The sequence below is a fragment of the Pedococcus bigeumensis genome (genome assembly GCF_006438965.1).
Taxonomy (GTDB): domain Bacteria; phylum Actinomycetota; class Actinomycetes; order Actinomycetales; family Dermatophilaceae; genus Pedococcus; species Pedococcus bigeumensis_A.
On record NZ_RCZM01000004.1, the window covers coordinates 38,451 to 59,525 of the forward strand.

Genomic DNA, 21,075 nt, shown 5'->3' on the forward strand with positions numbered 1-21,075 from the left:
CATGGCCGACTTCCTCCTCACCCGGCACTGTGCCGCGCCACCCACGACGGTGTGGGACGTCGTCACCGACTTCGCGGCATACGGGGACTGGATGCCGTTGACCCGCATGCAGGTTGACGCGGGCGGTCCGCGACCGGGCTGGGGGTTCGCAGGCGTCAGTGGAGTTGGCCGGTTCGGGTTCTCGGACTCGATGCTCGTGACAGCCTGGGAGCCCCCGGATGCCGAGGGCGTGGGCCGGTTCCGGGTGGTCAAGACGGGCCGGCTGCTGGGCGGCTGGGCAGAGATCCGCGTTGAACCCGACGGTGCCGGCACGCGTCTGGACTGGCATGAGGACGTGGTCGTGCGGCCGCTGCCGTTCAAGCGCGTCTTCGCGCCGGTCCTCGGCCGCGCCAGTGTCTGGCTCTACGGCCGCGCCCTCGACGCCATGATCGCCCGGGCAGACGGACGGCACCGATGAGCGGCCTGACGGTCGGTGCGGACGGCCTCGCCCGGTGCGCGTGGGCCGGCTCCACGCCCGACTACCTCGAGTATCACGACACCGAGTGGGGCGTCCCCGTCCACAGCGAGCAGGCCCTCTACGAACGACTCACGCTCGAGGCCTTCCAGTCCGGCCTCGCGTGGATCACGATCCTGCGCAAGCGCGAGGGTTTCCGGTCCGCGTTTGCCGACTTCGACCCCGAGGTGGTCGCGACCTTCGGCGAGGAGGACCGGGCCCGGCTGATGGCCGACACCGGGATCGTCCGCAACCGCCTCAAGGTCAACGCCGCCATCCACAACGCTGGTGCCGTCCTCGCGCTGCGCGACCGCGGTGGCCTCGACGACTTCATCTGGTCGCACGCCCCCGCCGACCACACGCCGCCGGCGACCACGGCCGACCTGCGCGCCACCTCAACCGAGTCGGTGGCCCTCGCGAAGGCGCTCAAGAAGAACGGTTTCGTCTTCGTCGGCCCCACCACGATGTATGCCGCGATGCAGGCCTGCGGGCTCGTGGACGACCACCTCGTCGGCTGCCACCGGGCGGGCGGACGTCGATGATGCGCACCCTCACGGCGAGGGTGACGTTGGTCTACCTCGCGCTGCGAGCCGTGTCGGCGGTGCTGCTCGTCCTCGCCAGCCGCGACCAGGTCGTCATGCCGGACTGGACCGGTCCGACCGTCGAGCCGATCGACATGACCGTGCTCTGGGACGGGAGCTGGTACCGCTTCATCGCGGAGCACGGCTACCCGCACGTACTGCCGGTCGACGCGGCCAGCGGCCACGTCGTCCAGAACGCGTGGGCCTTCTACCCGGTGTTCCCCCTGCTGGCCCGGACGCTCATGTCCGCCACTGGGCTCGGGTTCCCCGTCGTCGCCTCCTCGCTCTCGCTGGTGTGCGGACTGGGCGCTGCCGTGATCATGGCCCGGCTGCTGGCCGAGCGGCTCGGCGACCGTGCCGCGCTCGCGACCGTCGCGGTCTGGGGCGCCTTCCCCGCAGCCGTCGCCCTGCAGATCGCCTACACCGAGGCGATCGCGATGCTCGTCCTGTGTGCCCTGCTGTGGGCGCTGATCCGCCGCAACTGGCTCGCGGCCGGTGTCCTCGCGCTGGTGCTCGGGGTGACCAGGCCGATCGCGGTGCCGGTCGCCATCGTGGTGGCGGTGCTGCTCTGGTTGCGTTGGCGCCGTCGCGCGTCCGACCCCATCGACGTCGGTGAGTACGCGGCCGGTGCCTTCGCGCTGGTGGCCTCCGGCATCGGCGCGGTGGCCTGGCCGCTGATCGCCTGGCGGGTCACGGGGTCCCGCTCGGCGTACACAGACACCATGGCTGCCTGGCGAGTCGGTGCTGAGATCACGCCGTTCAAGCCGTGGCTGGGCATGTCCCAGTGGGCTTTTCGCGACTTCGACGGCGGCAACGTCTACGGGCCGGTCGCCCTCGCAGCAGTGGCCACCACCATCGTCGTGCTGACCTGCGGACCCTGGGCCACCCGGCTGGGACCCGAGCTGCGCCTCTGGTGCCTGGCCTACCCGGCATACCTCGCGGTCGTGCTCGATCCCTTCACCAGCATCTTCCGCTATGCCCTCCCACTGTTCCCCCTCACGGCCCTCGTCGTGGCAGGACGCTGGGGCGCGCCCGGCTGGGTGGAGACCCGGGCGCGGTGGCTGTGGGCCCGTGCCGGGGTCCTGGTCGCCATCGGCATCGGCGGGCAGGTCCTGTGGATCTGGCAGCTGCTCGTCTTCGTCCCGCCGTCGGACTACCCGCCGTGACCGTGACCGGCCTGCGGGCCGTCGTGACGTCCCAGGGCCGCAGCGCCGTGGGGCAGTGGGCGCTGCGCCGCCCGGTTGTCTTCCTGCTCGTCGTGTATGCAGTGACCCGGGTCCTCGCGTTCGTCGCCATGTGGGTGGCCGCGACCTGGTTCCAGACGCCGGCCGGCGTCGGTCACCTGGACCCGTCCGTCGGCGACATCCTCGGCGGCTGGGACAGCATCTGGTACAAACGGGTCGCCACCCAGGGCTACCCCGTGCCGTTGCCGGCGGACCCCAACTCCGGACTGCTCACCTACAGCGCGTGGGCGTTCTATCCCGCCTTCCCGATGATGGTGCGCGCGCTGATGCTGCTCGGCCTGCCGTTCGAGGTGGCCGGGGTCGGGCTCAACCTGGTGCTGGGCGCAGTCTGCACGCTCCTGGTGTGGCGCTGCTTCAACTTCGCCCTGCACGCGTCCCCGCAGCCGGCCCGCGAGCGGATCGCCCTGATGACTGGTGCCCTCTGGTGCCTCTACCCGGCGACGGGGATCCTCGTGATGCCATACACCGAGGCCCTGGCCGGCGTCCTCATCGCCGGGTCGCTCCTGCTGCTCATGCAACGCCGGTACGCGTGGGTGGCGGTGCTGACCCTCGCCCTGGGGTTCACCCGCGCGGCCGCTCCGGCGATCGCCTGCGCGGCGATCGCGCACCTGTTTCTGCGCTGGCGCGAGGACCGCGCCGCCGGGGTGGTGCCGCTGGGCGGCCAGCGCGTCACGGCTGCCCTGATGCTGGTGGCGACAGGTGTCTCCTCCCTCGCCTGGCCGGTCGTGGTGGGTATCATCAGCGGCCTGCCGATGGCGTTCTTCGACGTGCAGGCGGCGTGGGGACAGAAACCGGAGTCCGGGCCGTTCGTGCTGTGGCTCTCGTGGGCCTGGGAGGGGCACGGGATCGTCGGGGTGACCATCCTGATCGCCCTCGTCGCGACCTACATCGCGCTCATCATGGGTCGCCACGGCCGGTGGCTGGCTGTCGAGCTGCGGGTGTGGGCGCTGGCCTATCCGCTCTACCTGCTCGCCGTCGTGCGGCCCATCACCAGCATGTGGCGCTTCCTCCTGCTGGACTTCCCGATCGCGGCGGTGGTCGCCTCCGTCGCCATGCGCACGTCCACCGGCGCCAAGGTGGTGGCGCACTGGCGCCGACGGGTGGGGGTCGTCGCACTGATCCTGCTGGTCGGCCTCTTCTGGTTCACCTGCGCCCTGCTGACCTACACGCCATGGGCGTCCACGCCTCCGTGAGCACGCGGCACTCGGTGAGCACGCGGCACTCGGTGAGCACGCGGCACTCCGTGCGCACGCGGCATACCGACGCCCATCGGTGCGCCTGGCGGCTCACTCGCCGGTGAAGACCGGCTTCTCCTTGGCGAGGAAGGCGGCGACGGCGGCGTGGTGGTCCGCGGTGCCACCGGTCAGGGTCATGTAGTCGCCCTCCTGGGCCAGCGACTCACTCAGCCCCTGCCCGGCGCTGAAGGCGACCGCCCGACGGATCGAGCCGTAGGCGAGCGTCGGTCCGGCCGCGAGGGTCGTCGCAAGCTCGCCGACCGTTGCCTCGAACTGCTCTGCCGACACGACCTTGGTGACCAGTCCAAGGGCCAGGCACTCGTCGGCGGGCACCGTCCGGGGGAGCAGCAGGAGCTCCTTGGCCCTGGCCGGGCCGACGATCCGCTGCAGCGACCACGACGTGCCGGAGTCGCAGGACAGCGCGATCCCGGCGAAGGCGAGGTTGAAGCCGGCGGTGTCCACCAGCACCCGGAAGTCCGCCGCAAGCGCGAACCCCGCACCCGCGCCGGCGGCTACGCCGTTCACGGCAGCGATGACCGGCTTGTTCATTGTCGCGAGGAGCTCCACGATCGGGTTGTAGTGCTTGGCGACCGTGTCCCACAACGAGGGGTCGTCATTCTGCAGGAAGGTGACGTGCTCGCGCAGGTCCTGACCCACGCAGAACGCCCGACCGCTGCCGGTCAGCACCACGCACCGCACCGTCGGGTCCTCGGCGACCTCGCTCAGGGCCGTGACCAGCGCGTCCTTGGTCGCGATGTCCAGCGAGTTCATGGCGTCCGGTCGGTTGAGCCGGACCGTGGCCACCGCCCCGTCCCGCTCGACGAGCACGGGGGACTGCGGCGTGGGGGTCGGGTCGGCGCTGGTGTCGGTCATGCGCGCCATCCTGCCCGACCCTCGTCCGCCCCGGATTTCGCCTGTGAGGTGGTTCACGGGATAATGGAGCAAATCTGGCGCGCGCGGGGATGATCACAAGCACTGGCGTGGATCCGCGTGGCCAGCAGCAGACCACGCCAAACGGAAGGACACTCATGGCGGCAATGAAGCCGAGGACCGGCGACGGCCCGCTCGAGGTGACCAAGGAAGGTCGCGGCATCGTGTTGCGCATGCCCCTCGAGGGTGGCGGTCGCCTCGTGGTCGAGATGACCCCCGATGAGGTCCGCGCCCTCGGCGACGCGATCACCAACTGCGAGGGTCTCAAGTAGCCTCCACCGCACGTTTCGAGGACCCCCATCGGCAGCCGCCGACGGGGGTCCTCGCGCGTGCGGGGGTATGCCGGGTGCCCGCCACGGGCGGGCGGGTCCAGGTCCGCACGGGTGGGTAGGGTCGGGTCCGTGCGTGCACCCGAACTGCTCGACCCTGCCTCCAGCGCTTGGACCATCTCCGCGGAACCCGTGGCCGACGTCCTCGCCGACCTGGACCCCACCGACCTGTTGCTGGCCCTGCCGGTGCCCAGTGGGGGACTGCCCCTCACCGGAGCGGTTGTGGCCGCCCTGGCCCTGGTCGGCCTCGACGTCGCCGACGTGCAGGCCGCCCACGAGCCGAAGAGCGACGCCGGGTCGCTCACCAGGATCCCCCTGGTGCCGGGGGAGCGTTCGGCCCGAACCGTGCTGCTGGTGGGTGTCGGCGATGCGAGTGCGCCGGACCTGCGGAAGGCTGGCGCCGCACTCGGACGTGCGGCCAAGGGCCACGCCGCCCTGGTCACCACCGTCGGCAGCGGTGCCGGACGTGCTGCCCAGTCCGCGTTCGCCGAGGGGCTTGCCCTGGGTGGCTACTCCAGCCCGCGCTGGATCGGTGACGACGCCAAGCCGGCGACCGCGCCGGCCGCCGAGATCGCCCTCGTGGGCTCCTACGACGAGCCGTCCGTGCGCCACTCGGTCGTGCGCGCCCGCGCCACGATGCTGGCCCGCAACCTCGCCGTCGTGCCGTCCAACATCAAGAACCCGGCCTGGGTCGCCGCCCAGGCCCGGACCCTCGCAGGCAGGGCCGGGCTCGAGGTGAAGGTGTGGTCCGAGCGCGAGCTCCGGGCCGAGGGGTTCGGCGGCCTGCTGGCCGTGGGTGCCGCCTCCGCGTCGCCGCCCCGGCTGGTGCAGCTCGACTACGCGCCGGATGGCGCGACTGCGAAGACACCGCGAGTCGTCTTGGTGGGCAAGGGAATCACCTTCGACACCGGCGGCCTCGACATCAAGCCCGGTGAGGGCATGCTGGCAATGAAGACCGACATGAGCGGTTCGGCCGTCGTCCTGTCCGTGTTGGCGGCCTGCCGTGAGCTGGCCGTACCGGTCAAGGTGACCGGTCTGCTGGCGCTCGCGGAGAACGCGGTCGGCGGCGCGGCATACCGGCCCTCGGACGTCATCACGCAGTACGGCGGACGGACCGTCGAGATCGGCAACACCGACGCCGAAGGCCGCATCGTGATGGCCGACGCGCTGGCCTACGCCGACCTGCGCCTCGACCCGACGGTGCTGCTCGACATCGCGACGCTGACCGGGGCCGCCCGGGTGGCGCTGGGGCGCTCGATGGCGCCGGTCTACGCCAGCGACGACGCCCTCACGCGCGCCCTCGTCGGGGCCGGCGAGTCCACCGGGGAGCGCCTCTGGCCGATGCCCCTGGTCGAGGACTACCGGCCCAACCTGGACAGCGCCGTGGCCGACATCAACCACATCGCGGGCATCGGAGGCGGCGGAGGCTCGATCTCGGCAGCATTGTTCCTGCGCGAGTTCGTGGGTACGCGACGCTGGGCACATCTCGACATCGCCGGGGTGGGCCGTTCGGACGTCGACCGCGGACTGTTCACCAAGGGTGGGACGGGCTTCGGTGCCCGCCTGCTGCTCACCTGGCTTGAGGAGATGTCATGAACGCCGGATACGGCCTGAGTGTGCGGTGGTCCCTGGAGACCGCACCCGACGGCGTCGCCCAGGAGCTGCGCGACTACGTCGTGGGCACCTCGATGGCGAAGTTCATGTTCCTCGACGGGCTCGCCTTCAAGACCTGGCGGATGGTCGAGGGGCACTGGTTCGAAGGGACCTACGTCTTCGACGAGAAGGTCTACCGCGATGACTTCCAGCGCGAGTTCACTGCGACGGCGGCCGAGTCGGCTGGCAGTGGCATCATCGGGTCGTCCCCGACCCTGATCGAGCCGTTCGAGGTCGTGGCGATCGCCGAAGGCCCCGGCAAGTTCCGCCGCGGTCCCGGTCCCGGCAGCACCTGACGGTCAGCGCTTGACGGCGGCGAGCACGCCGTCGCCCACCGGCAGCAGCGCCGGGATCAGCCGCTCGTCGTCGCGCAGCGCCTTGCCGAGGTCGCGCAGCACCGAAGTCTGCGCGTCACGCGCAGCCGGGTCGGCGACCTTGTCGTGCCAGAGCATGTTGTCGAGCACGAGCACACCGCCGGAGCGCAGCAGCCGGATCCCGTGGCTGACGTACTCGGGGTACTCCACCTTGTCGCCGTCGATGACCACCATGTCGTAGGCGCCGTCGGTCATCCGGGGCAGCACGTCGAGGGCCCGACCGGTGATCACCCGGGTGCGCTGGTGCGCGATGCCGGCCTCGGCGTACGCCTTCTTGGCCACGCCCTGGTGCTCGGCCTCCACGTCGATCGTCGTGAGGATGCCGTCCTCGGGCATGCCCTGCAGCATCCACAGCCCTGACGTCCCGGCGCCGGTGCCGACCTCGACGACCGACTTCGCCTTCACGGCGGCCGCCAGCAGCCGCAGCAGCACGCCGGCACCGTTGCCGACCGGAGTCGCGCCCAGCTCTTCGCCCCGGCGCCGCGCCGACTCGATCACCTCGTTCTCGGTGACGAATTCCTCGGCGTAGGCCCAGCTGGCCGGCTTCTGTGCGCTCATGCGCCAAACCCTACTGCCGCAAGCACGACGTATCGGGCACGCGGCATACAGGAAACGCTCAGGTTGTTGGGGAACGATGCAAGCCGTTCGGTCGTCTGGACCGAATGCAGGGTGTGTGCGCCGCCAGGCGCCCGACGGAGGTGAGGGACGTGACCGCGACCGACACGATCGGTTCGGCCCGAGAGGATGCCCAAGGGGGCGTTCCGGAGGTTCCCGCATGGGTGCCCCCGACGTGGGAGGAGATCGTCGAGCAGCACTCCGCCCGGGTCTACCGGCTGGCCTACCGCCTCACCGGCAACCCGCACGACGCCGAGGACCTGACCCACGACGTGTTCATCCGCGTCTTCCGGTCACTGCACAGCTACCAGCCCGGCACCTTCGAGGGCTGGCTGCACCGCATCACGACCAACGTCTTCCTCGACAAGATGCGTCGCAAGCAGCGGATCCGGTTCGACGCCCTGTCGGACGAGTCCGCGGCCCGGCTGCCCACCAAGGAGGCCGGCCCGGAGGCCGCCTTCGACGCGACCCACTTCGACGACGACGTGCAGCGCGCCCTGGACGCTCTTTCCCCGGACTTCCGCGCGGCCGTGGTGCTGTGCGACATCGAGGGGCTGTCCTACGAGGAGATCGCCACGACGCTCGGCGTCAAGCTCGGCACCGTGCGCTCACGCATCCACCGTGGCCGCGCCCAGCTCCGCGAGGCGCTCGCCCATCGTGACCCCACCCTCGCCCGCCCCGCTCTGGACGCCGACCGCGCGCCCGTCGCCAAGCGCCGCCTGCCGGTTCTCGGCCGGGCGGTGCACGGATCGCGGTGAGCCGCCCGATGTGGGCAGGTATGCCGGGTGCGGGCCTCGTCGGAGGCCGTGGCCGGTGCCTCGGCGACCAGCTCACGGCCTACGCCGACCGCGCGATGGACGACGCGACCCTGCTGCGGTGGGACCGTCACGTCGTCGCCTGCCAGTGCTGCCGCGGTGCCGTGGACGAGGAACGTCGGGTGCTGACCGCCCTGCGTTCGTCGGCCGGCTCGGCCCTTCCGGGTGACCTGCGCGGCATGCTGCTCGCGCTGGCCACCCAGTCCCCGGGTCGCACGTCCGACGGCTTCGCCATCGCTCCCGGTCCGCTGCTGCCGCCCATCCCGATGGCCCCGGTGCGGGTCGTCGACCGCGGCGCACCCGCGCAGCACCGCTCGGCCGGTCGCGCGACGGTCTACGCCGGCCTGGCGGCCGGAGCCACCGCTGCGGCTGCCCTGAGCCTGGTGGTGAGCGGTGGCCTCACGTCGACCTCCCCGGTCTCACCCCCGGCGGTGCAGCGGGCGCGGCCCGTGACCCCCGGTTTCGCCACGGCCGCGTTCACCGTTCCCCGGCCCGGCGGCACCCCGTCCGCGACCACGGTGGCACCCGCCGTGGGCACGAGTCGCGGTCGTTCGGCACAATCGACTCCATGAGCGACGAGCGAGACCCGGCAGGCACCGAGCAGCCGGCGTCCGCCGACCCCAGCCAGCCCGCGGCCCAGCCGCCGGTGTCGTCCGTCGACCCGTTGGCGGAACAGGTGCCGACCGAACCCGTCTGGGACCCGTGGGCACCGCCCGGGCGTGCCACCGGTGACTACACCCAGCCGGTCGACCTGTCGCACACCCAGGAGATCCCGGGGGCTGCCCCCCAGCCCGCCCCGTCCGTGACCGACCCGGTGTGGGCTGCCGAGCCCACCGGCTGGCCGGGCGACGCCGCTGGACACGAGCAGCCCGGCGTCGACGCGACGCACGCCGCGGCAGGCGAGCAGCCGACCGGGTTCCCTCCAGTCCCCGCCGGCCACACGGCATACCCCTTCAGCCAGCCTGCTCCGCAGGCCCCGACCTCGGGCGAGGGCTGGAACCCGATCACCAGCCCCACCGCCGATGCCGGGTATGCCGGCCAGCCGGCGCCGTGGGTCGGCCACCACCTCCCGGAGGCGACCGCACCCCAGCAGAAGGGTCCGGGCTGGGGTGCCCTCGTGGCCGTCGCCGCCGTCGCGGCGCTGATCGCTGCCGGACTCGGCGGCTTGTTCGGTGGTTGGCTCGGTGCGACCGGGCGGGTGGACTTCGGCTCGCTGGACCGCACGCCGTCCTCGATCCCTCGCGCGGGAGCCGGCTCGACCTCCCGCCCGGAAGGGTCCATCGCCAACATCGCGGCGAAGGCGCTGCCCAGCGTCGTGACCATCAAGGTTGACGGGGCCGACGGCGGCGGCACCGGTTCGGGCTTCGTGCTCGACCACGACGGCCACATCATCACCAACAACCACGTGGTGGCCAGCGCGGCCAGCGGCGGCACCATCAAGGTCGAGCTGTCCGACGGCACCGAGATCGACGCGACCATCGCCGGGCGGGACGGGTCCTACGACCTCGCCGTGCTCAAGACCGGCCGGACCGACCTCGTTCCCCTGGTGATGGGAGCGTCCAAGGACGTCGTCGTGGGCGACCAGGTCATCGCCGTGGGTGCGCCCCTCGGCCTCGAGTCCAGCGTGACGAGCGGCATCGTCAGCGCCCTCAACCGTCCGGTGAGCCCGGGCGGGGACGGCAACCAGCAGTCCTTCATCAACGCCATCCAGACCGATGCGGCGATCAACCCCGGCAACAGCGGCGGTCCGCTGCTCAACATGGCCGGCCAGGTGATCGGCGTGAACTCCGCCATCGCGCGCGTCCCCGGAAGCACCGACACCCAGTCCGGCAACATCGGCGTCGGCTTCTCGATCCCCAGCGACCAGGTCCTCAAGACGGCTGAACAGCTCATCAAGACCGGCTCGGCCCAGCACCCCGTGATCGGCGTGGTGCTCGACCGCGACTTCACCGGCAACGGCGTGCGCATCCTGCCGAAGGCCAGCAGCGACAGCGGCCCGCCGGTCGACCCCAAGGGTCCGGCGGCCAAGGCCGGCATCAAGGCGGGTGACGTCATCATCGAGTTCGACGGCCGGCGGGTGACCGACCCCGACGACCTCGTCGTGGCGATCCGGGCCAAGAGCGTCGGCGACGCCGTCTCGATGAAGGTCCGCCGCGGAAGTGAGACGATCAGCGTCACACTCACGTTGTCCGGCTCGGGCAAGTAGCGGCAGGGGCTGGCATGTTCGACATCGGCGGTTGGGAGTTCATCGCACTGATCGTGCTGGCCGTGGTGATCCTCGGGCCGGAACGACTGCCCGACTACGCGTCGAAGCTGGCCCAGTTCGTCAAGCAGGCTCGCAGCATGGCCGAGGGCGCCAAGGGCCAGCTGCGCGAGCAGATGGGGCCGGAGTTCGACGACATCGACTGGCGCCAGTACGACCCCCGGCAGTACGACCCGCGCCGGATCGTGCGCGAGGCGCTGCTCGACCCGACGCCCGTGCAGCCCGATGGCGACGGCTCGGCCTTCCCGGCGAGTGGCGGCGGGTTCGACGCTGCCAAGCCGACGCCGTACGACGACGACGCCACCTAGGAGTCGGGACCTAGCGGCCGACGGGGGACAAGCCGAGGGAACGCCCGGCGAGTCCACGTGACCGGGTGCCGAGGCCACGGGCGATGGCTCGCAGCGACACGGCGGCGGGGGACTCGGGATTGCGGAGGACGACGGGGGTTCCCTGGTCGGCGCACTCGCGCAGGTTGGTGTCGAGCGGGATCTGGCCCAGCAACGGCACGTCGGCGCCGACTGCCCGCGTGAGCGACTCGGCGACGATCTTGCCACCGCCGGAGCCGAAGATCTCCTGACGTGAGCCGTCGGGCAGCTCCAGCCACGACATGTTCTCGATGACGCCGACGATCCGCTGATGTGTCTGCAGCGCAATGGAACCCGCGCGTTCGGCGACCTCTGCGGCGGCCTGCTGCGGTGTGGTCACGACGAGGATCTCGGCGTTCGGGATGAGCTGGGCCACCGAGATGGCGATGTCGCCAGTGCCCGGGGGCAGGTCGAGGAGCAGCACGTCGAGGTCACCCCAGAAGACGTCACCCAGGAACTGCTGGAGCGCCCGGTGCAGCATCGGTCCACGCCACACGACGGGCTGGTTGCCGGGCACGAACATGCCGATCGAGATGACCTTCACCTCGTGGGCGATGGGCGGCAGGATCATGTCGTCGACCTGGGTGGGCCGGTGTTCGACGCCGAGCATGCGCGGGACGGAGAAGCCGTAGACGTCGGCGTCGACGACCCCCACCCGCAGTCCGCTCTGGGCGAGCGACGCGGCGAGGTTGACGGTGATCGAGGACTTGCCGACGCCGCCCTTGCCGGACGCCACGGCATACACGCGGGTCAGCGAACCGGGCTTGGCGAAGGGGATCTCACGCTCGGCGTTGCCGCCACGCAGCTGCGTGCGCAGCGCGACACGCTGCTCGTCGCTCATCACCCCGAGCGTGACGTCCACGGAGGTGACGCCCGGCACCTTGGCGAGGGCCGCGGTGGTGTCCTTGGTCAGGGTGTCCTTCATGGGGCAGCCCGAGACGGTGAGCAGGATCGTCACGGCGACCCGGCCGGCCTCGTCGACCGTCACGCTCTCGACCATGCCGAGCTCGGTGACGGGCTTGCGGATCTCGGGGTCGATGACCGTGGTCAGTGCCTGGTGCAGGGCGTCGTCGGTCACCTGGTCGGTCGGGCTGGGGGACATGCCCCCATGCTAGGTCGGGCGCTGGTCCCGCGAAGAACCGGTGGGCCTGCTGGGGCTGTCATCTGCCTCACGTCGCCGGACCTCGAGCCCGCGGTCCTCGAGCTCGTCGAGCAGGCCGCGCAGCTCGGACCGGAGGAAGTCGCGGGTCGCCGCGTCACCCATCGCGTGCCGCAGCGACGCGACCTCGCGGGTGAGGTACTCGGTGTCCGCGAGGTTGCGCTCGTCGCGGGCGCGGTCCTGCTCCAGGGCCACCCGGTCGCGGTCAGCCTGCCGGTTCTGGGCGAGCAGGATCAGCGGCGCGGCATACGACGCCTGGAGGCTGAGCATGAGCGTGAGGAAGATGAACGGGTAGTTGTCGAAGCGCCAGTCCTTGGGCGAGACGAGGTTCCACGTCAGCCAGAAGGCCACGAACACCGTCATCGCGATGAGGAACTGGGCGGTCCCCATGAACCGGGCGAACTGCTCGCTCCACCGGCCGAACGTCTCCTGGTTCATGCTGGGGCGCGGCAGCAGCGCCCTGCGGGTCTCGCGGGGCTGGTCCAGGCGGCCGGAGGGTGCCCGCCGGTCTCGCTCAGCCATGGGTCACCTCGTGCCGCTCCTCGCGCCAGTCGTCCGGGAGGATGTGGTCGAGCACGTCGTCGACCGTGACCGCGCCGATCAGCCGTCCGTCGGCATCGACCACCGGGACGCCGACCAGGTTGTAGGTCGCGAGCATCCGGGTGACCTTGCCCAGGGGTGCGTCGGCATGGAGCGGTTCGATCTCCTTGTCGAGGATGCTGCCGACCGCACCGTGCGGGGGTTCGCGCAGCAGCCGCTGGATGTGCACCATGCCCAGGTACTTGCCCGTGGGGGTCTCGTGGGGCGTGCGGCAGACGTAGACGGTCGAGGCCAGCGCGGGGGACAGCTCCACCCGACGCACCACCGCCAGGGCCTCGGCGATCGAGGCCTCCGGACCGAGGATGACCGGCTCGGTCGTCATCATGCCGCCCGCCGACTCCTCGTCGTAGGTCAGCAGCCGGCGCAGGTCGGCCGCCTCGTCGGGCTCCATGAGCTGGAGCAGCTCCTCCTGCTTCTCAGCGGTGAGGTTGTGCAGCAGGTCGGTGGCGTCGTCGGGCTCCATCGCCTCGAGGACGTCGGCGGCCCGGCCGACGGGCAGCGTCTCGAGGATCTCGACCTGGTCGTCCTCCGGCAGCTCCTCGAGGACGTCCGCGAGCTTGTCGTCGGCCATCGCCTCGGCGACCTCGGCGCGCCGCTTGGGTGACAGGTCGTGGATGCGGTCCGCGAGGTCGGCGGACTTCAGGTCGTCATAGGTCTCGAGCAGCATCGCGGCCGACTGCCCGGCCGTGGACTGGTGGATGCCGGTGACGTCCTCCACGGGGACCAGCACCGTGGCGCCACGGCGCCTCCGGAACGGGCCGAGCGAGCTGCGCCCGGTGCCTTGGCGGACGAAGACCTTCGACATCGCCCAGTCGCGGCTGCGCTCGCGCTCGATCGCGACGTCCTCGACGGTGGCCTCGTAGTCGCCCTCGGGGTCGTGGACGGTGACGGGGCGCTCGAGGATCTCGGCCATCACGAGCACCTCGTTGGTGCGCTGCTCGAACCGGCGCATGTTGACCAGGCCGGTGGTGATGACCTGGCCGCCGTCGACGGAGGTCACCCGCGTCATCGGCACGAAGACGCGGCGCCGACCGGGCACCTCGACCACCAGCCCGATGATGCGAGGGCGGCGCCGGGACGCCCCGAACGTCACGACGACGTCGCGGACCCGACCGACCTGGTCACCGAGCGGGTCGAACACGCTCAGGCTGGTCAGGCGGCCGACGAAGACGCGCGACGGGGTGCTCACGCCGCAAGGTTATCCGGCTGGTCAGCCGTCGTCGGGGAGGCGGTTGCCGCGCCGTCGTCGAGGTCGTCCGCGCCAGTGCCAGGGTCGCCACGTCGCGGTGGTGGCATCGCTCGGCGGGACCGGTGCAGCACCGGATGTCGTGGGGTACGAGCCGGGCGCCTCCAGCGGGGTGCCGAAGGGCCGGAACGCCCGCACCGTGCACTCGCGGGCCCACCGGTCGAGGGCATCGTCGGCGGCGTTGAGCCGAGCGGCCTTGAGGGCCTCGGTGGCCGGACCCCAGGTCTCGTCGGCGGGGTCGATCTCGTGGACCGTGGCGTGCACGGTCAGCAGCCGACCGCCGGTGTCCTTGCTGCGCAGGATCAGCCGGACCTCGGCAGGCAGCCACGGCAGGGTCTGCTCGCCGGGGCCGGACACGGCATACACGGTCTTGTCGGCCCAGGCGTGCCAGAACGGCCACGCGCGCTCGTCCGGAGGCTGCACCCACATCAACCCGGACTTGTTCGCTGCCTCGGCAAACAGCGCAGTGACATTGAGCGGGACCGACGCAGTGTCTTCGGCAGCCTCGCGAGCGGTCTCGGTCACACGTGAACTGTGTCATAACCGCCGTGTGGCTGTCGCTGCTAGCGTCGCCGCGTGCGCAGCCCCAAGGACTTCTTCGCCCCGCTGGCGGTGGGTGCTCCGGCCCCCCTGACCCAGGTGCCCTCCCGACCTTCGCGGGTGATCCACTTCTTCGACCCGAGCAACGCGAAGATGGCCGCCAAGGTCCCCGCCATGGTGGGCACCGTCGACGTGCTCCTCGGCAACCTCGAGGACGCCGTGAAGGCGGACAAGAAGGAGGCGGCCCGCGTCGGTCTCGTGGCCATTGCCAAGGCAACCGACTTCGGTGACTCGACCCAGCTCTGGACGCGGGTCAACTCCCTCGACAGCCCCTGGGTGCTCGACGACCTGACCACCCTGGTGTCCGAGATCGGCGACAAGCTCGACGTCATCATGGTGCCCAAGGTGCAGGGGCCCGAGGACATCCACTACGTCGACCGGCTGCTCGCCCAGCTCGAGGCCAAGGCCGGGCTGACCCGCCCGATCCTCGTCCACGCGATCCTCGAGACGGCCCGCGGCGTCGCGAACGTCGAGGCCATCGCAGGCGCCAGCCCTCGGATGCAGGGTCTCTCGCTCGGCCCGGCCGACCTGGCGGCAGACCGCCGGATGAAGACCACCCGCGTGGGCGGCGGCCACCCCGGGTACCTCGTCCGCCAGGACCCTCCTGCGGGGGTCGAGGACGCGGTCAACGCGCCGCGCGCCACCTACCAGCAGGACCTCTGGCACTACACGATCGCGCGCATGGTCGATGCCTGCGCGATGCACGGGATCTTCGCCTACTACGGCCCGTTCGGGGACATCGCGGACGTCGTCGCCTGCGAGGACCAGTTCCGCAACGCGTTCCTGCTCGGGTGCGTCGGCACGTGGTCCCTGCACCCGGTCCAGATCGAGATCGCCAAGCGCGTCTTCAGCCCGTCCGCCGAGGACGTGGCGCACGCCCGCCGCGTCGTCGAGGCGATGGGCGACGGCACCGGCGCCGTCATGCTCGACGGCAAGATGGAGGACGACGCGTCGCTCAAGCAGTGCCAGGTGATGCTCGAGCTCGCCGACCGCCTCGCGGCGTCCGACCCCGCGTTGGCTGAGCTGTATGCCGTGCAGCCGGCTTCCAGCGACGGCTCCGGTGGCTCCGGTGGCGACGAAGGCGCAGGCGCCGGATGGGTGCGATGACGGCGCAAGCCGGCAGCGCGGCATACCGACCTCGTCGTTCGGTTCTCTACATGCCCTCGTCCAACGAACGGGCCCTGGCGAAGGCCAAGACCCTCGCGGTGGACGCCCTCATCCTCGACCTCGAGGATGCGGTCGCGCCCGATGCCAAGGTGCAGGCGCGCGAGAACGCGTGCGCTGCAGTGCGGTCCGGCGAGTACGGCCGGCGCGAGCTGACGATCCGGGTCAACGCGATCGGCACCCAGTGGCACGACGACGACCTTCGCGCTGCCTGCGCGGCCGGACCGGACGGGATCGTGGTGCCCAAGGTCGGCTCGGCTGACGAGGTCCGCAGCCTCGTCGCCGCCATGGAAGCCGCGGGGGCGCCCGAGCACACCATGCTCTGGGCGATGCTCGAGACGCCGCGGGCGATGTTCCACTGCGAGGAGATCGCCGCCGCGTCAGACCGGCTCACCGTCCTCGTCATGGGCACCAACGACCTGGCCAAGGAGCTGCACGCCGAGCACGTGCCCGGGCGGGCGCCGCTACTCACCGGGCTGTCCCTGTGCCTGCTGGCCGCTCGAGCGACCGGCACGGTGATCCTCGACGGGGTCTACAACGACGTGCAGGACGGCGAGGGCTTCGCAGCCGAGTGCGTGCAGGGCCGACAGCTGGGGTTCGACGGCAAGACCCTCATCCACCCCAGCCAGGTCGACGCCTGCAACGAGGCCTTCGCGCCCAGTGCCGCCGCGGTCGAGGACGCGTGCGGGGTGCTGGCGGCCTGGAAGGCAGGCGCGGGGGCGGGTGTCGTCACGCACAACGGGCGGCTGGTCGAGAGCCTCCACGTGGAGACGGCCGAGCGGGTGCTGGCGATCGACCAGGCCATTGCGGCACTCGCCGAGGACTGACCCGGCCTCGGCCGTACCCGCACTTCTGGCCAGCTGTGCCGGGTGTCGGCGCAGTCTTTGACCCTACGTGCCGTACCGGTGGCCAAAAGTGCCTGCTGTTGAGAAATCAACCGGACAAAGGGGGCAACCTTTCCGTCGTCGGCTGCGTCTTGGTGAGTGCGGTCGCCTTCGGGGGAGGGCGACCGCGCCATGTCGGGGGACGTGGCGACCGGCCCGGGGGCGGAGCGCGTGGGGAGCGCCCGCCCCGGGCCGGGCAGCTCGCGACGGTCACGATTCGGCGCGGGGGACAACCAGTTGGCCCCCGGATGCGTCACCATGTCTGACAAGGCGTTGCCTGCGGACAGCGGTCTGCCGGCCAGGGAAGGGGACTTGATGGATCGCAGCAACACGGGAGCGCGTGCGGCTCTGGCCGCGTCGGTGCTCGCTGCCGCGCTCGTGCTGACGGCCTGTGGCGGCATCTCCTTCGGGACGGGCGCCTCCTTCACTCCCTTGGCGGCACAGGGCACCACGGCGGTCTCGGACCCCTCCTCGGTGCCGGTGGAGCCGGCGCCCGCGGACACGACCACCACGGTCCCGGCACCGTCGACGACGACCCCCTCTCCCACCACCACCCCGGCGACGCCCAAGCCGACTGCCAAACCCACCCCCAAGCCGAAGCCCACCCCCAAGGAGGGCGACACCCTCAAGCCGGGGGACTCCGGCGCCTACGTCAAGCAGGTCCAGCAGCGGCTCACGGCTCTCGGCTACTGGAACGGCTCGGCCGACGGGTCCTACGGCGGTCTCACCTCCCAGGCGGTGATGGCGCTGCAGAAGGCTGCCGGCCTCGGGCGTGACGGTGTCTACGGTCCCTCCACCAGGCGCGCACTCCAGAACGGCGTTCGCCCGCAGTCCCGCACCGGCGGCACCGGAATCGAGATCGACAAGGCCCGTCAGCTCCTGCTGGTCGTGCGTGGCGGCAGGGTCACCATGATCCTCAACACGAGCACCGGCAGCGGCGAGCGCTACACCAGCGAAGGCTCGACCCGGGTCGCGACCACCCCAGCGGGGAGCTTCAGCACGTTCCGCACGGTCGACCACCTCGACAAGGGGCCGCTCGGTGCCCTCTGGCGGCCGCGGTACTTCAACGGTGGCATCGCGGTGCACGGGGCGGGCCTCGTGCCCGGCTACCCGGCCTCGCACGGCTGCGCCCGCGTGAGCAACCCTGCGATGGACATGATCTGGGCCAACAACATCATGCCGATCGGCGGACGCGTCACCGTCTACTGACGGTCGGGCCTGGTGCTGCGCTGGCCGACCAGGTGCGAGTCTTTGAAGGATCCGCCACGTCCTGGCGTGGCAGATCCTTCAAAGACTCGAGGTTGGGCGCGCTGCTACTGACGGTCGAACTGCTCGCGGATCCAGCGCAGCTGGGGCCCGCCATGGCTCTTCCAGTAGTCCGCGGTGTGGCCACCCTCGTCGAGCGTGAGCTTGGCTGAGGGCAGCACCTTGGCGAAGGCCTTGTTGCCGGCCACGAACGGGTCGGAGCGGCCGCAGTCCAGCCGCACCGGGATCTTCGCGAGCACCCCGGTCCGCGAGCCGTCGAACACGTCGTGTGCCTCGAAGTCCTCCCGGTCGTCGAACGCGCCGGGAGCGCTCGACCCTGGCTCGGTCCACAGCGCGGCGCTCTCCGCGACGACGGCGAAGACCTTCCCGGGACCGAGCTGGCTGGCCAACAGCAGCGACCCGTAGCCGCCCATGGACCAGCCGAGGAAGGCGACCTTCCCGGCATACCCCGTCTCGCGCTGCACCAGGGGCAGGAAGTCCTCGACCACCATCGCGCCGGTGTCCACGCCTGCCCTCCGCGCGTGCCAGTAGTAGTCGCCACCGTCCACCGAGGCGAGCGTGAGCCGCGCGGCGTTCGCGTGGTCCTGGAGGTTGAGGATCCGGAACGCGTGACTGGCGTCGCCACCCTTGCCGTGCAGGACCACGACGACCGGTCGCGGGTCGGCGTCACCCTCGGTCTGCTGGGCGATCCGCCAGGTGACCTTGCGCCCCGGCCAGTGCTTGCTGGTCAGCGATCCGGCCCGGACCTCGACGCCTGGGCTCCGGTCGCACCCGGCGAGGCCAAGGGCCGCGGCGCCGGCCACCCCACCGATGAGGGTGCGTCGGGTGAGGGTCGTCATGCCTTCACCCTAAGCGCCGGTATGCCGCCCGGCCGGCTACCAGCGCGACGTCGCCTCGGCGATGAGGTCGCCGAGCAGCTCGCCCTCGTCGATCGGTAGTCCCTTGCTCACGAACCACCGGCACATGTTGGCTACGTCACGCTCGAGGAACTCGAATCCTTTCGGATTCCCAATGATGTCAACGATCTGCGGCCAGTCGATGATGATCAGGCGCTCGTTGTGGAGCAGCACGTTGTACGGCGAGAGGTCGCCGTGCGCCCACCCCCGCTGGGCCAGGACGAGCATCGAGGCCCGAAGCTGCTCGAACAGCTCCGCGAGCAGGTCGGGCGCGGGGCGGGTCTGGACCAGGCGAGGGGCGGCTTCGCCGTCGGCGCCGATGAACTCCATCAGCATCTCGCGGTCGTTCAGCTGCACCGGGTAGGGAACGGGCAGCCCCAGGTCCCACAGCGCGCCGAGCGCCTCGAACTCCGCCATCGCCCACTGACCCGAGAGCAGCTCCTTGCCGAACTCGGTGCGGCTGGCCATCGCCCGCATCTCGCGGCTGCGCCGGACCCGGCGGCCCTCCTGGTAGCCGGCGTCGCGGTGGAACATCCGGTGCTCGCCGGTGCGGTACCGCTTGGCAGCGAGGAACGAGTCGATGGCAGGTGTGGTGGTGCCGTCGGGAATCCAGCGGCGCAGGATGTGGACGTCGGCTTCCTTGCCGGTCTTGAGGACGCCGAGGTCGGACTCGACGGCGCCGAGTGCGGTGATGACCCAGTCGGGTCGGGGTTTCGGACCGTGGGTCGAACCGTCCCACGAGGACCAACGCTCACCCTCTGGGGGCGCGTCGGGAAGGCTGTCAAACGAGAAGGAGAAGTGCTCTGGTGTGGGCACGAACTGCATGGGTGGACTCCAGGGAAAGAAGGAATTGGGCACGGGAAGCGCCCAGGACAGTCGTGGACATCTCGTGCCTCCTTGGAGTCGGGCGCGCGACGGTGTGTCGCGCGGCATGCGAGGACAGCGTGACAGACCCGCAGCCGTGGACGCCAGCGAATTTTCAGGACGCGGCCGACATCCGCCGGGAACCCACGGGTGGGGAGGCTCACACGGCCTGAACCTGTGCTGGGACTGGGGCACTCGGCATACTCGCGGGAGGTCCACATCCCTCCCTGGCCGCGACGAGACGGTCACGAAATCGCAAGGTGGCGAACCAGAATGTCCCGACTCCAGCAGACCGATGGCCTGACCGAGGAGCAGACGGAGCTCGTCAAGCTCGTGCGCGAGTTCGTCAACGAGCAGATCATCCCGGTCGCCCAGGAGCTCGAGCACAAGGACGAGTACCCGACCGAGATCGTCGAAGGCATGAAGGAGATGGGGATCTTCGGGCTGATGATCCCCGAGGAGTACGGCGGCCTGGGGGAGTCGCTGCTGACCTACGCGCTCGTCGTCGAGGAGATCGCCCGCGGCTGGATGTCGGTGAGTGGCATCGTCAACACCCACTTCATCGTGGCCTACATGCTGCTGCAGCACGGCACCGAAGAGCAGAAGCAGCGCTACCTGCCGAAGATGGCGACCGGCGAGATCCGCGGCGCCTTCTCGATGAGCGAGCCCGGGCTGGGTTCGGACGTGTCTGCCATCAAGACCAAGGCCGTGCGTGACGGTGACACCGACAACTGGTCGATCACCGGCCAGAAGATGTGGCTCACCAACGGCGGCAGCGCGAATCTCGTTGCGGTGCTTGTGAAGACGGACCTGGGTGCCGACTCGGTCTACAAGAACATGACGACGTTCCTCATCGACAAGACGGCCGGCTTCGGCGAGACCGCCCAGGGCGTCACGATCCCGGGGAAGATCGAGAAGATGGGCTACAAGGGTGTCGACACGACCGAGATGGTCCTCGACGCCCACCAGACCACGAGCGCGCAGATCCTCGGTGGCGAGCCGGGCAAGGGCTTCTACCAGATGATGGACGGCGTCGAGGTGGGCCGCGTCAATGTCGCCGCGCGCGCCTGTGGCGTCTCGATGCGTGCCTTCGAGCTCGGCATCTCCTACGCCCAGCAGCGCGAGACGTTCGGCAAGAAGATCGCCGAGCACCAGGGCATCCTGTTCCGCCTCGCCGACATGGCGACCAGGGTCGAGGCCAGCCACCAGATGATGGTCAAGGCGGCACGGCTCAAAGACGCCGGGGCGCGCAACGACCTCGAAGCCGGCATGGCCAAGTACCTCGCGGCCGAGAACTGCGCCAACGTGGTCGAGCAGTCGTTCCGCATCCACGGCGGCTACGGCTACTCCAAGGAGTACGAGATCGAGCGGCTCTACCGCGAAGCGCCCATGCTGCTCATCGGTGAGGGCACCGCCGAGATCCAGAAGATGATCATCGGTCGGCGCCTCCTCGAGGACTTCGCTCTCAAGAAGTGAGGGCGCTCAAGAGGTGAGGGCGC

The 21,075-nt window shown here is 70.7% G+C and carries 23 protein-coding genes; 15 read left to right on the forward strand and 8 right to left on the reverse strand.

Translation table 11 applies throughout. The annotated features are described in order from the left end of the window. Nucleotide 1 precedes the first annotated feature (1 nt). Genes EAH86_RS11730 through EAH86_RS11745 form a run of 4 tightly spaced genes read left to right on the forward strand, consistent with a single transcriptional unit; the run spans nucleotide 2 to nucleotide 3,511 of the window. Nucleotides 2–457: an SRPBCC family protein gene (locus tag EAH86_RS11730; protein WP_140740918.1), complete on the forward strand. Its 456-nt coding sequence runs from the start codon at nucleotides 2–4 to the stop codon at nucleotides 455–457. Beyond that, entirely contained in the window at nucleotides 454–1,035 is a 582-nt protein-coding gene (locus EAH86_RS11735; protein WP_140740920.1) for a DNA-3-methyladenine glycosylase I, read from the forward strand. The genes EAH86_RS11730 and EAH86_RS11735 overlap by 4 nt, the downstream gene beginning before the upstream one ends. Then, nucleotides 1,032–2,240: a hypothetical protein gene (locus tag EAH86_RS11740; RefSeq protein ID WP_140740922.1), complete on the forward strand. Its 1,209-nt coding sequence runs from the start codon at nucleotides 1,032–1,034 to the stop codon at nucleotides 2,238–2,240. The genes EAH86_RS11735 and EAH86_RS11740 overlap by 4 nt, the downstream gene beginning before the upstream one ends. Further along, a complete protein-coding gene (locus EAH86_RS11745) occupies nucleotides 2,237–3,511 on the forward strand; it encodes a hypothetical protein (protein WP_140740924.1) in 1,275 nt (424 codons plus the stop codon). Before EAH86_RS11740 ends, EAH86_RS11745 begins: the two co-directional genes overlap by 4 nt. Nucleotides 3,512–3,604: 93 nt before the next feature. On the opposite strand, the gene EAH86_RS11750 is transcribed toward EAH86_RS11745, so the two are convergent. Further along, nucleotides 3,605–4,426 (reverse strand): enoyl-CoA hydratase/isomerase family protein, encoded by an 822-nt coding sequence (locus EAH86_RS11750; RefSeq protein WP_140740926.1) that lies wholly within the window; start codon nucleotides 4,424–4,426, stop codon nucleotides 3,605–3,607. A gap of 155 nt (nucleotides 4,427–4,581) precedes the next feature. On the opposite strand from EAH86_RS11750, the gene EAH86_RS11755 reads away from it, so the two are divergent. The 3 genes from EAH86_RS11755 (at nucleotide 4,582) to EAH86_RS11765 (ending at nucleotide 6,761) form a co-directional block, all read left to right on the forward strand. Beyond that, the gene (locus tag EAH86_RS11755; RefSeq protein ID WP_082592686.1) at nucleotides 4,582–4,755 is read left to right on the forward strand and encodes a DUF3117 domain-containing protein; all 174 of its coding nucleotides are present in this window, start codon (nucleotides 4,582–4,584) and stop codon (nucleotides 4,753–4,755) included. 129 nt (nucleotides 4,756–4,884) lie between these two features. Next, complete coding sequence (locus EAH86_RS11760) at nucleotides 4,885–6,408, forward strand: leucyl aminopeptidase family protein (protein WP_140740929.1); 1,524 nt, start codon at nucleotides 4,885–4,887, stop codon at nucleotides 6,406–6,408. Continuing rightward, nucleotides 6,405–6,761, forward strand: coding sequence for a hypothetical protein (locus EAH86_RS11765; RefSeq protein WP_140740931.1), 357 nt, complete (start codon nucleotides 6,405–6,407; stop codon nucleotides 6,759–6,761). The genes EAH86_RS11760 and EAH86_RS11765 overlap by 4 nt, the downstream gene beginning before the upstream one ends. Before the next feature lie 3 nt (nucleotides 6,762–6,764). Here the strand turns inward: EAH86_RS11765 and EAH86_RS11770 are convergent, their stop codons facing one another. Further along, nucleotides 6,765–7,397 (reverse strand): O-methyltransferase, encoded by a 633-nt coding sequence (locus EAH86_RS11770; protein ID WP_140740933.1) that lies wholly within the window; start codon nucleotides 7,395–7,397, stop codon nucleotides 6,765–6,767. 104 nt (nucleotides 7,398–7,501) lie between these two features. Here EAH86_RS11770 and sigE point away from each other — a divergent pair, with 104 nt between their 5' ends. Genes sigE through EAH86_RS11790 form a run of 4 tightly spaced genes read left to right on the forward strand, consistent with a single transcriptional unit; the run spans nucleotide 7,502 to nucleotide 10,840 of the window. After that, the gene (gene sigE / locus EAH86_RS11775) at nucleotides 7,502–8,212 is read left to right on the forward strand and encodes an RNA polymerase sigma factor SigE (RefSeq protein WP_140740935.1); all 711 of its coding nucleotides are present in this window, start codon (nucleotides 7,502–7,504) and stop codon (nucleotides 8,210–8,212) included. Then, a complete protein-coding gene (locus tag EAH86_RS11780; RefSeq protein WP_140740937.1) occupies nucleotides 8,209–8,841 on the forward strand; it encodes a hypothetical protein in 633 nt (210 codons plus the stop codon). The genes sigE and EAH86_RS11780 overlap by 4 nt, the downstream gene beginning before the upstream one ends. After that, complete coding sequence (locus EAH86_RS11785) at nucleotides 8,838–10,475, forward strand: S1C family serine protease (protein ID WP_140740939.1); 1,638 nt, start codon at nucleotides 8,838–8,840, stop codon at nucleotides 10,473–10,475. Before EAH86_RS11780 ends, EAH86_RS11785 begins: the two co-directional genes overlap by 4 nt. Nucleotides 10,476–10,489: 14 nt before the next feature. After that, a complete protein-coding gene (locus EAH86_RS11790) occupies nucleotides 10,490–10,840 on the forward strand; it encodes a preprotein translocase subunit TatA (RefSeq protein WP_140740942.1) in 351 nt (116 codons plus the stop codon). Nucleotides 10,841–10,850: 10 nt separating this feature from the next. Here EAH86_RS11790 and EAH86_RS11795 read toward each other — a convergent pair whose 3' ends face one another. The 4 genes from EAH86_RS11795 to EAH86_RS11810 are packed head-to-tail and all read right to left on the reverse strand — an operon-like array spanning nucleotide 10,851 to nucleotide 14,427. Then, the gene (locus EAH86_RS11795; protein ID WP_140740944.1) at nucleotides 10,851–11,999 is read right to left on the reverse strand and encodes an Mrp/NBP35 family ATP-binding protein; all 1,149 of its coding nucleotides are present in this window, start codon (nucleotides 11,997–11,999) and stop codon (nucleotides 10,851–10,853) included. 9 nt (nucleotides 12,000–12,008) lie between these two features. Beyond that, nucleotides 12,009–12,578 (reverse strand): DUF1003 domain-containing protein, encoded by a 570-nt coding sequence (locus tag EAH86_RS11800; protein WP_140740946.1) that lies wholly within the window; start codon nucleotides 12,576–12,578, stop codon nucleotides 12,009–12,011. Further along, a complete protein-coding gene (locus tag EAH86_RS11805) occupies nucleotides 12,571–13,845 on the reverse strand; it encodes a magnesium transporter MgtE N-terminal domain-containing protein (protein ID WP_140740948.1) in 1,275 nt (424 codons plus the stop codon). The genes EAH86_RS11800 and EAH86_RS11805 overlap by 8 nt, the downstream gene beginning before the upstream one ends. Nucleotides 13,846–13,866: 21 nt before the next feature. Then, the gene (locus tag EAH86_RS11810) at nucleotides 13,867–14,427 is read right to left on the reverse strand and encodes a hypothetical protein (RefSeq protein ID WP_241668338.1); all 561 of its coding nucleotides are present in this window, start codon (nucleotides 14,425–14,427) and stop codon (nucleotides 13,867–13,869) included. Between the two features lie 51 nt (nucleotides 14,428–14,478). On the opposite strand from EAH86_RS11810, the gene EAH86_RS11815 reads away from it, so the two are divergent. The 3 genes from EAH86_RS11815 (at nucleotide 14,479) to EAH86_RS11825 (ending at nucleotide 17,759) form a co-directional block, all read left to right on the forward strand. Continuing rightward, the gene (locus EAH86_RS11815; protein WP_140740950.1) at nucleotides 14,479–15,609 is read left to right on the forward strand and encodes an HpcH/HpaI aldolase/citrate lyase family protein; all 1,131 of its coding nucleotides are present in this window, start codon (nucleotides 14,479–14,481) and stop codon (nucleotides 15,607–15,609) included. Next, nucleotides 15,606–16,493 carry an HpcH/HpaI aldolase/citrate lyase family protein gene (locus EAH86_RS11820; RefSeq protein WP_140740952.1) on the forward strand — a complete coding sequence of 296 codons (888 nt, stop codon included), beginning with the start codon at nucleotides 15,606–15,608 and terminating at the stop codon, nucleotides 16,491–16,493. The genes EAH86_RS11815 and EAH86_RS11820 overlap by 4 nt, the downstream gene beginning before the upstream one ends. Nucleotides 16,494–16,865: 372 nt before the next feature. Then, nucleotides 16,866–17,759, forward strand: a complete 894-nt coding sequence (locus EAH86_RS11825; RefSeq protein ID WP_140740955.1) for a L,D-transpeptidase family protein — start codon at nucleotides 16,866–16,868, stop codon at nucleotides 17,757–17,759. A 104-nt stretch (nucleotides 17,760–17,863) separates the two neighbouring features. Here EAH86_RS11825 and EAH86_RS11830 read toward each other — a convergent pair whose 3' ends face one another. After that, nucleotides 17,864–18,655 carry an alpha/beta hydrolase gene (locus EAH86_RS11830; protein WP_140740957.1) on the reverse strand — a complete coding sequence of 264 codons (792 nt, stop codon included), beginning with the start codon at nucleotides 18,653–18,655 and terminating at the stop codon, nucleotides 17,864–17,866. Nucleotides 18,656–18,691: 36 nt separating this feature from the next. Then, nucleotides 18,692–19,537, reverse strand: coding sequence for a serine protein kinase RIO (locus EAH86_RS11835; RefSeq protein WP_140740959.1), 846 nt, complete (start codon nucleotides 19,535–19,537; stop codon nucleotides 18,692–18,694). A gap of 312 nt (nucleotides 19,538–19,849) precedes the next feature. On the opposite strand from EAH86_RS11835, the gene EAH86_RS11840 reads away from it, so the two are divergent. After that, entirely contained in the window at nucleotides 19,850–21,052 is a 1,203-nt protein-coding gene (locus EAH86_RS11840) for an acyl-CoA dehydrogenase family protein (protein ID WP_140740961.1), read from the forward strand. Nucleotides 21,053–21,075 lie beyond the last annotated feature (23 nt).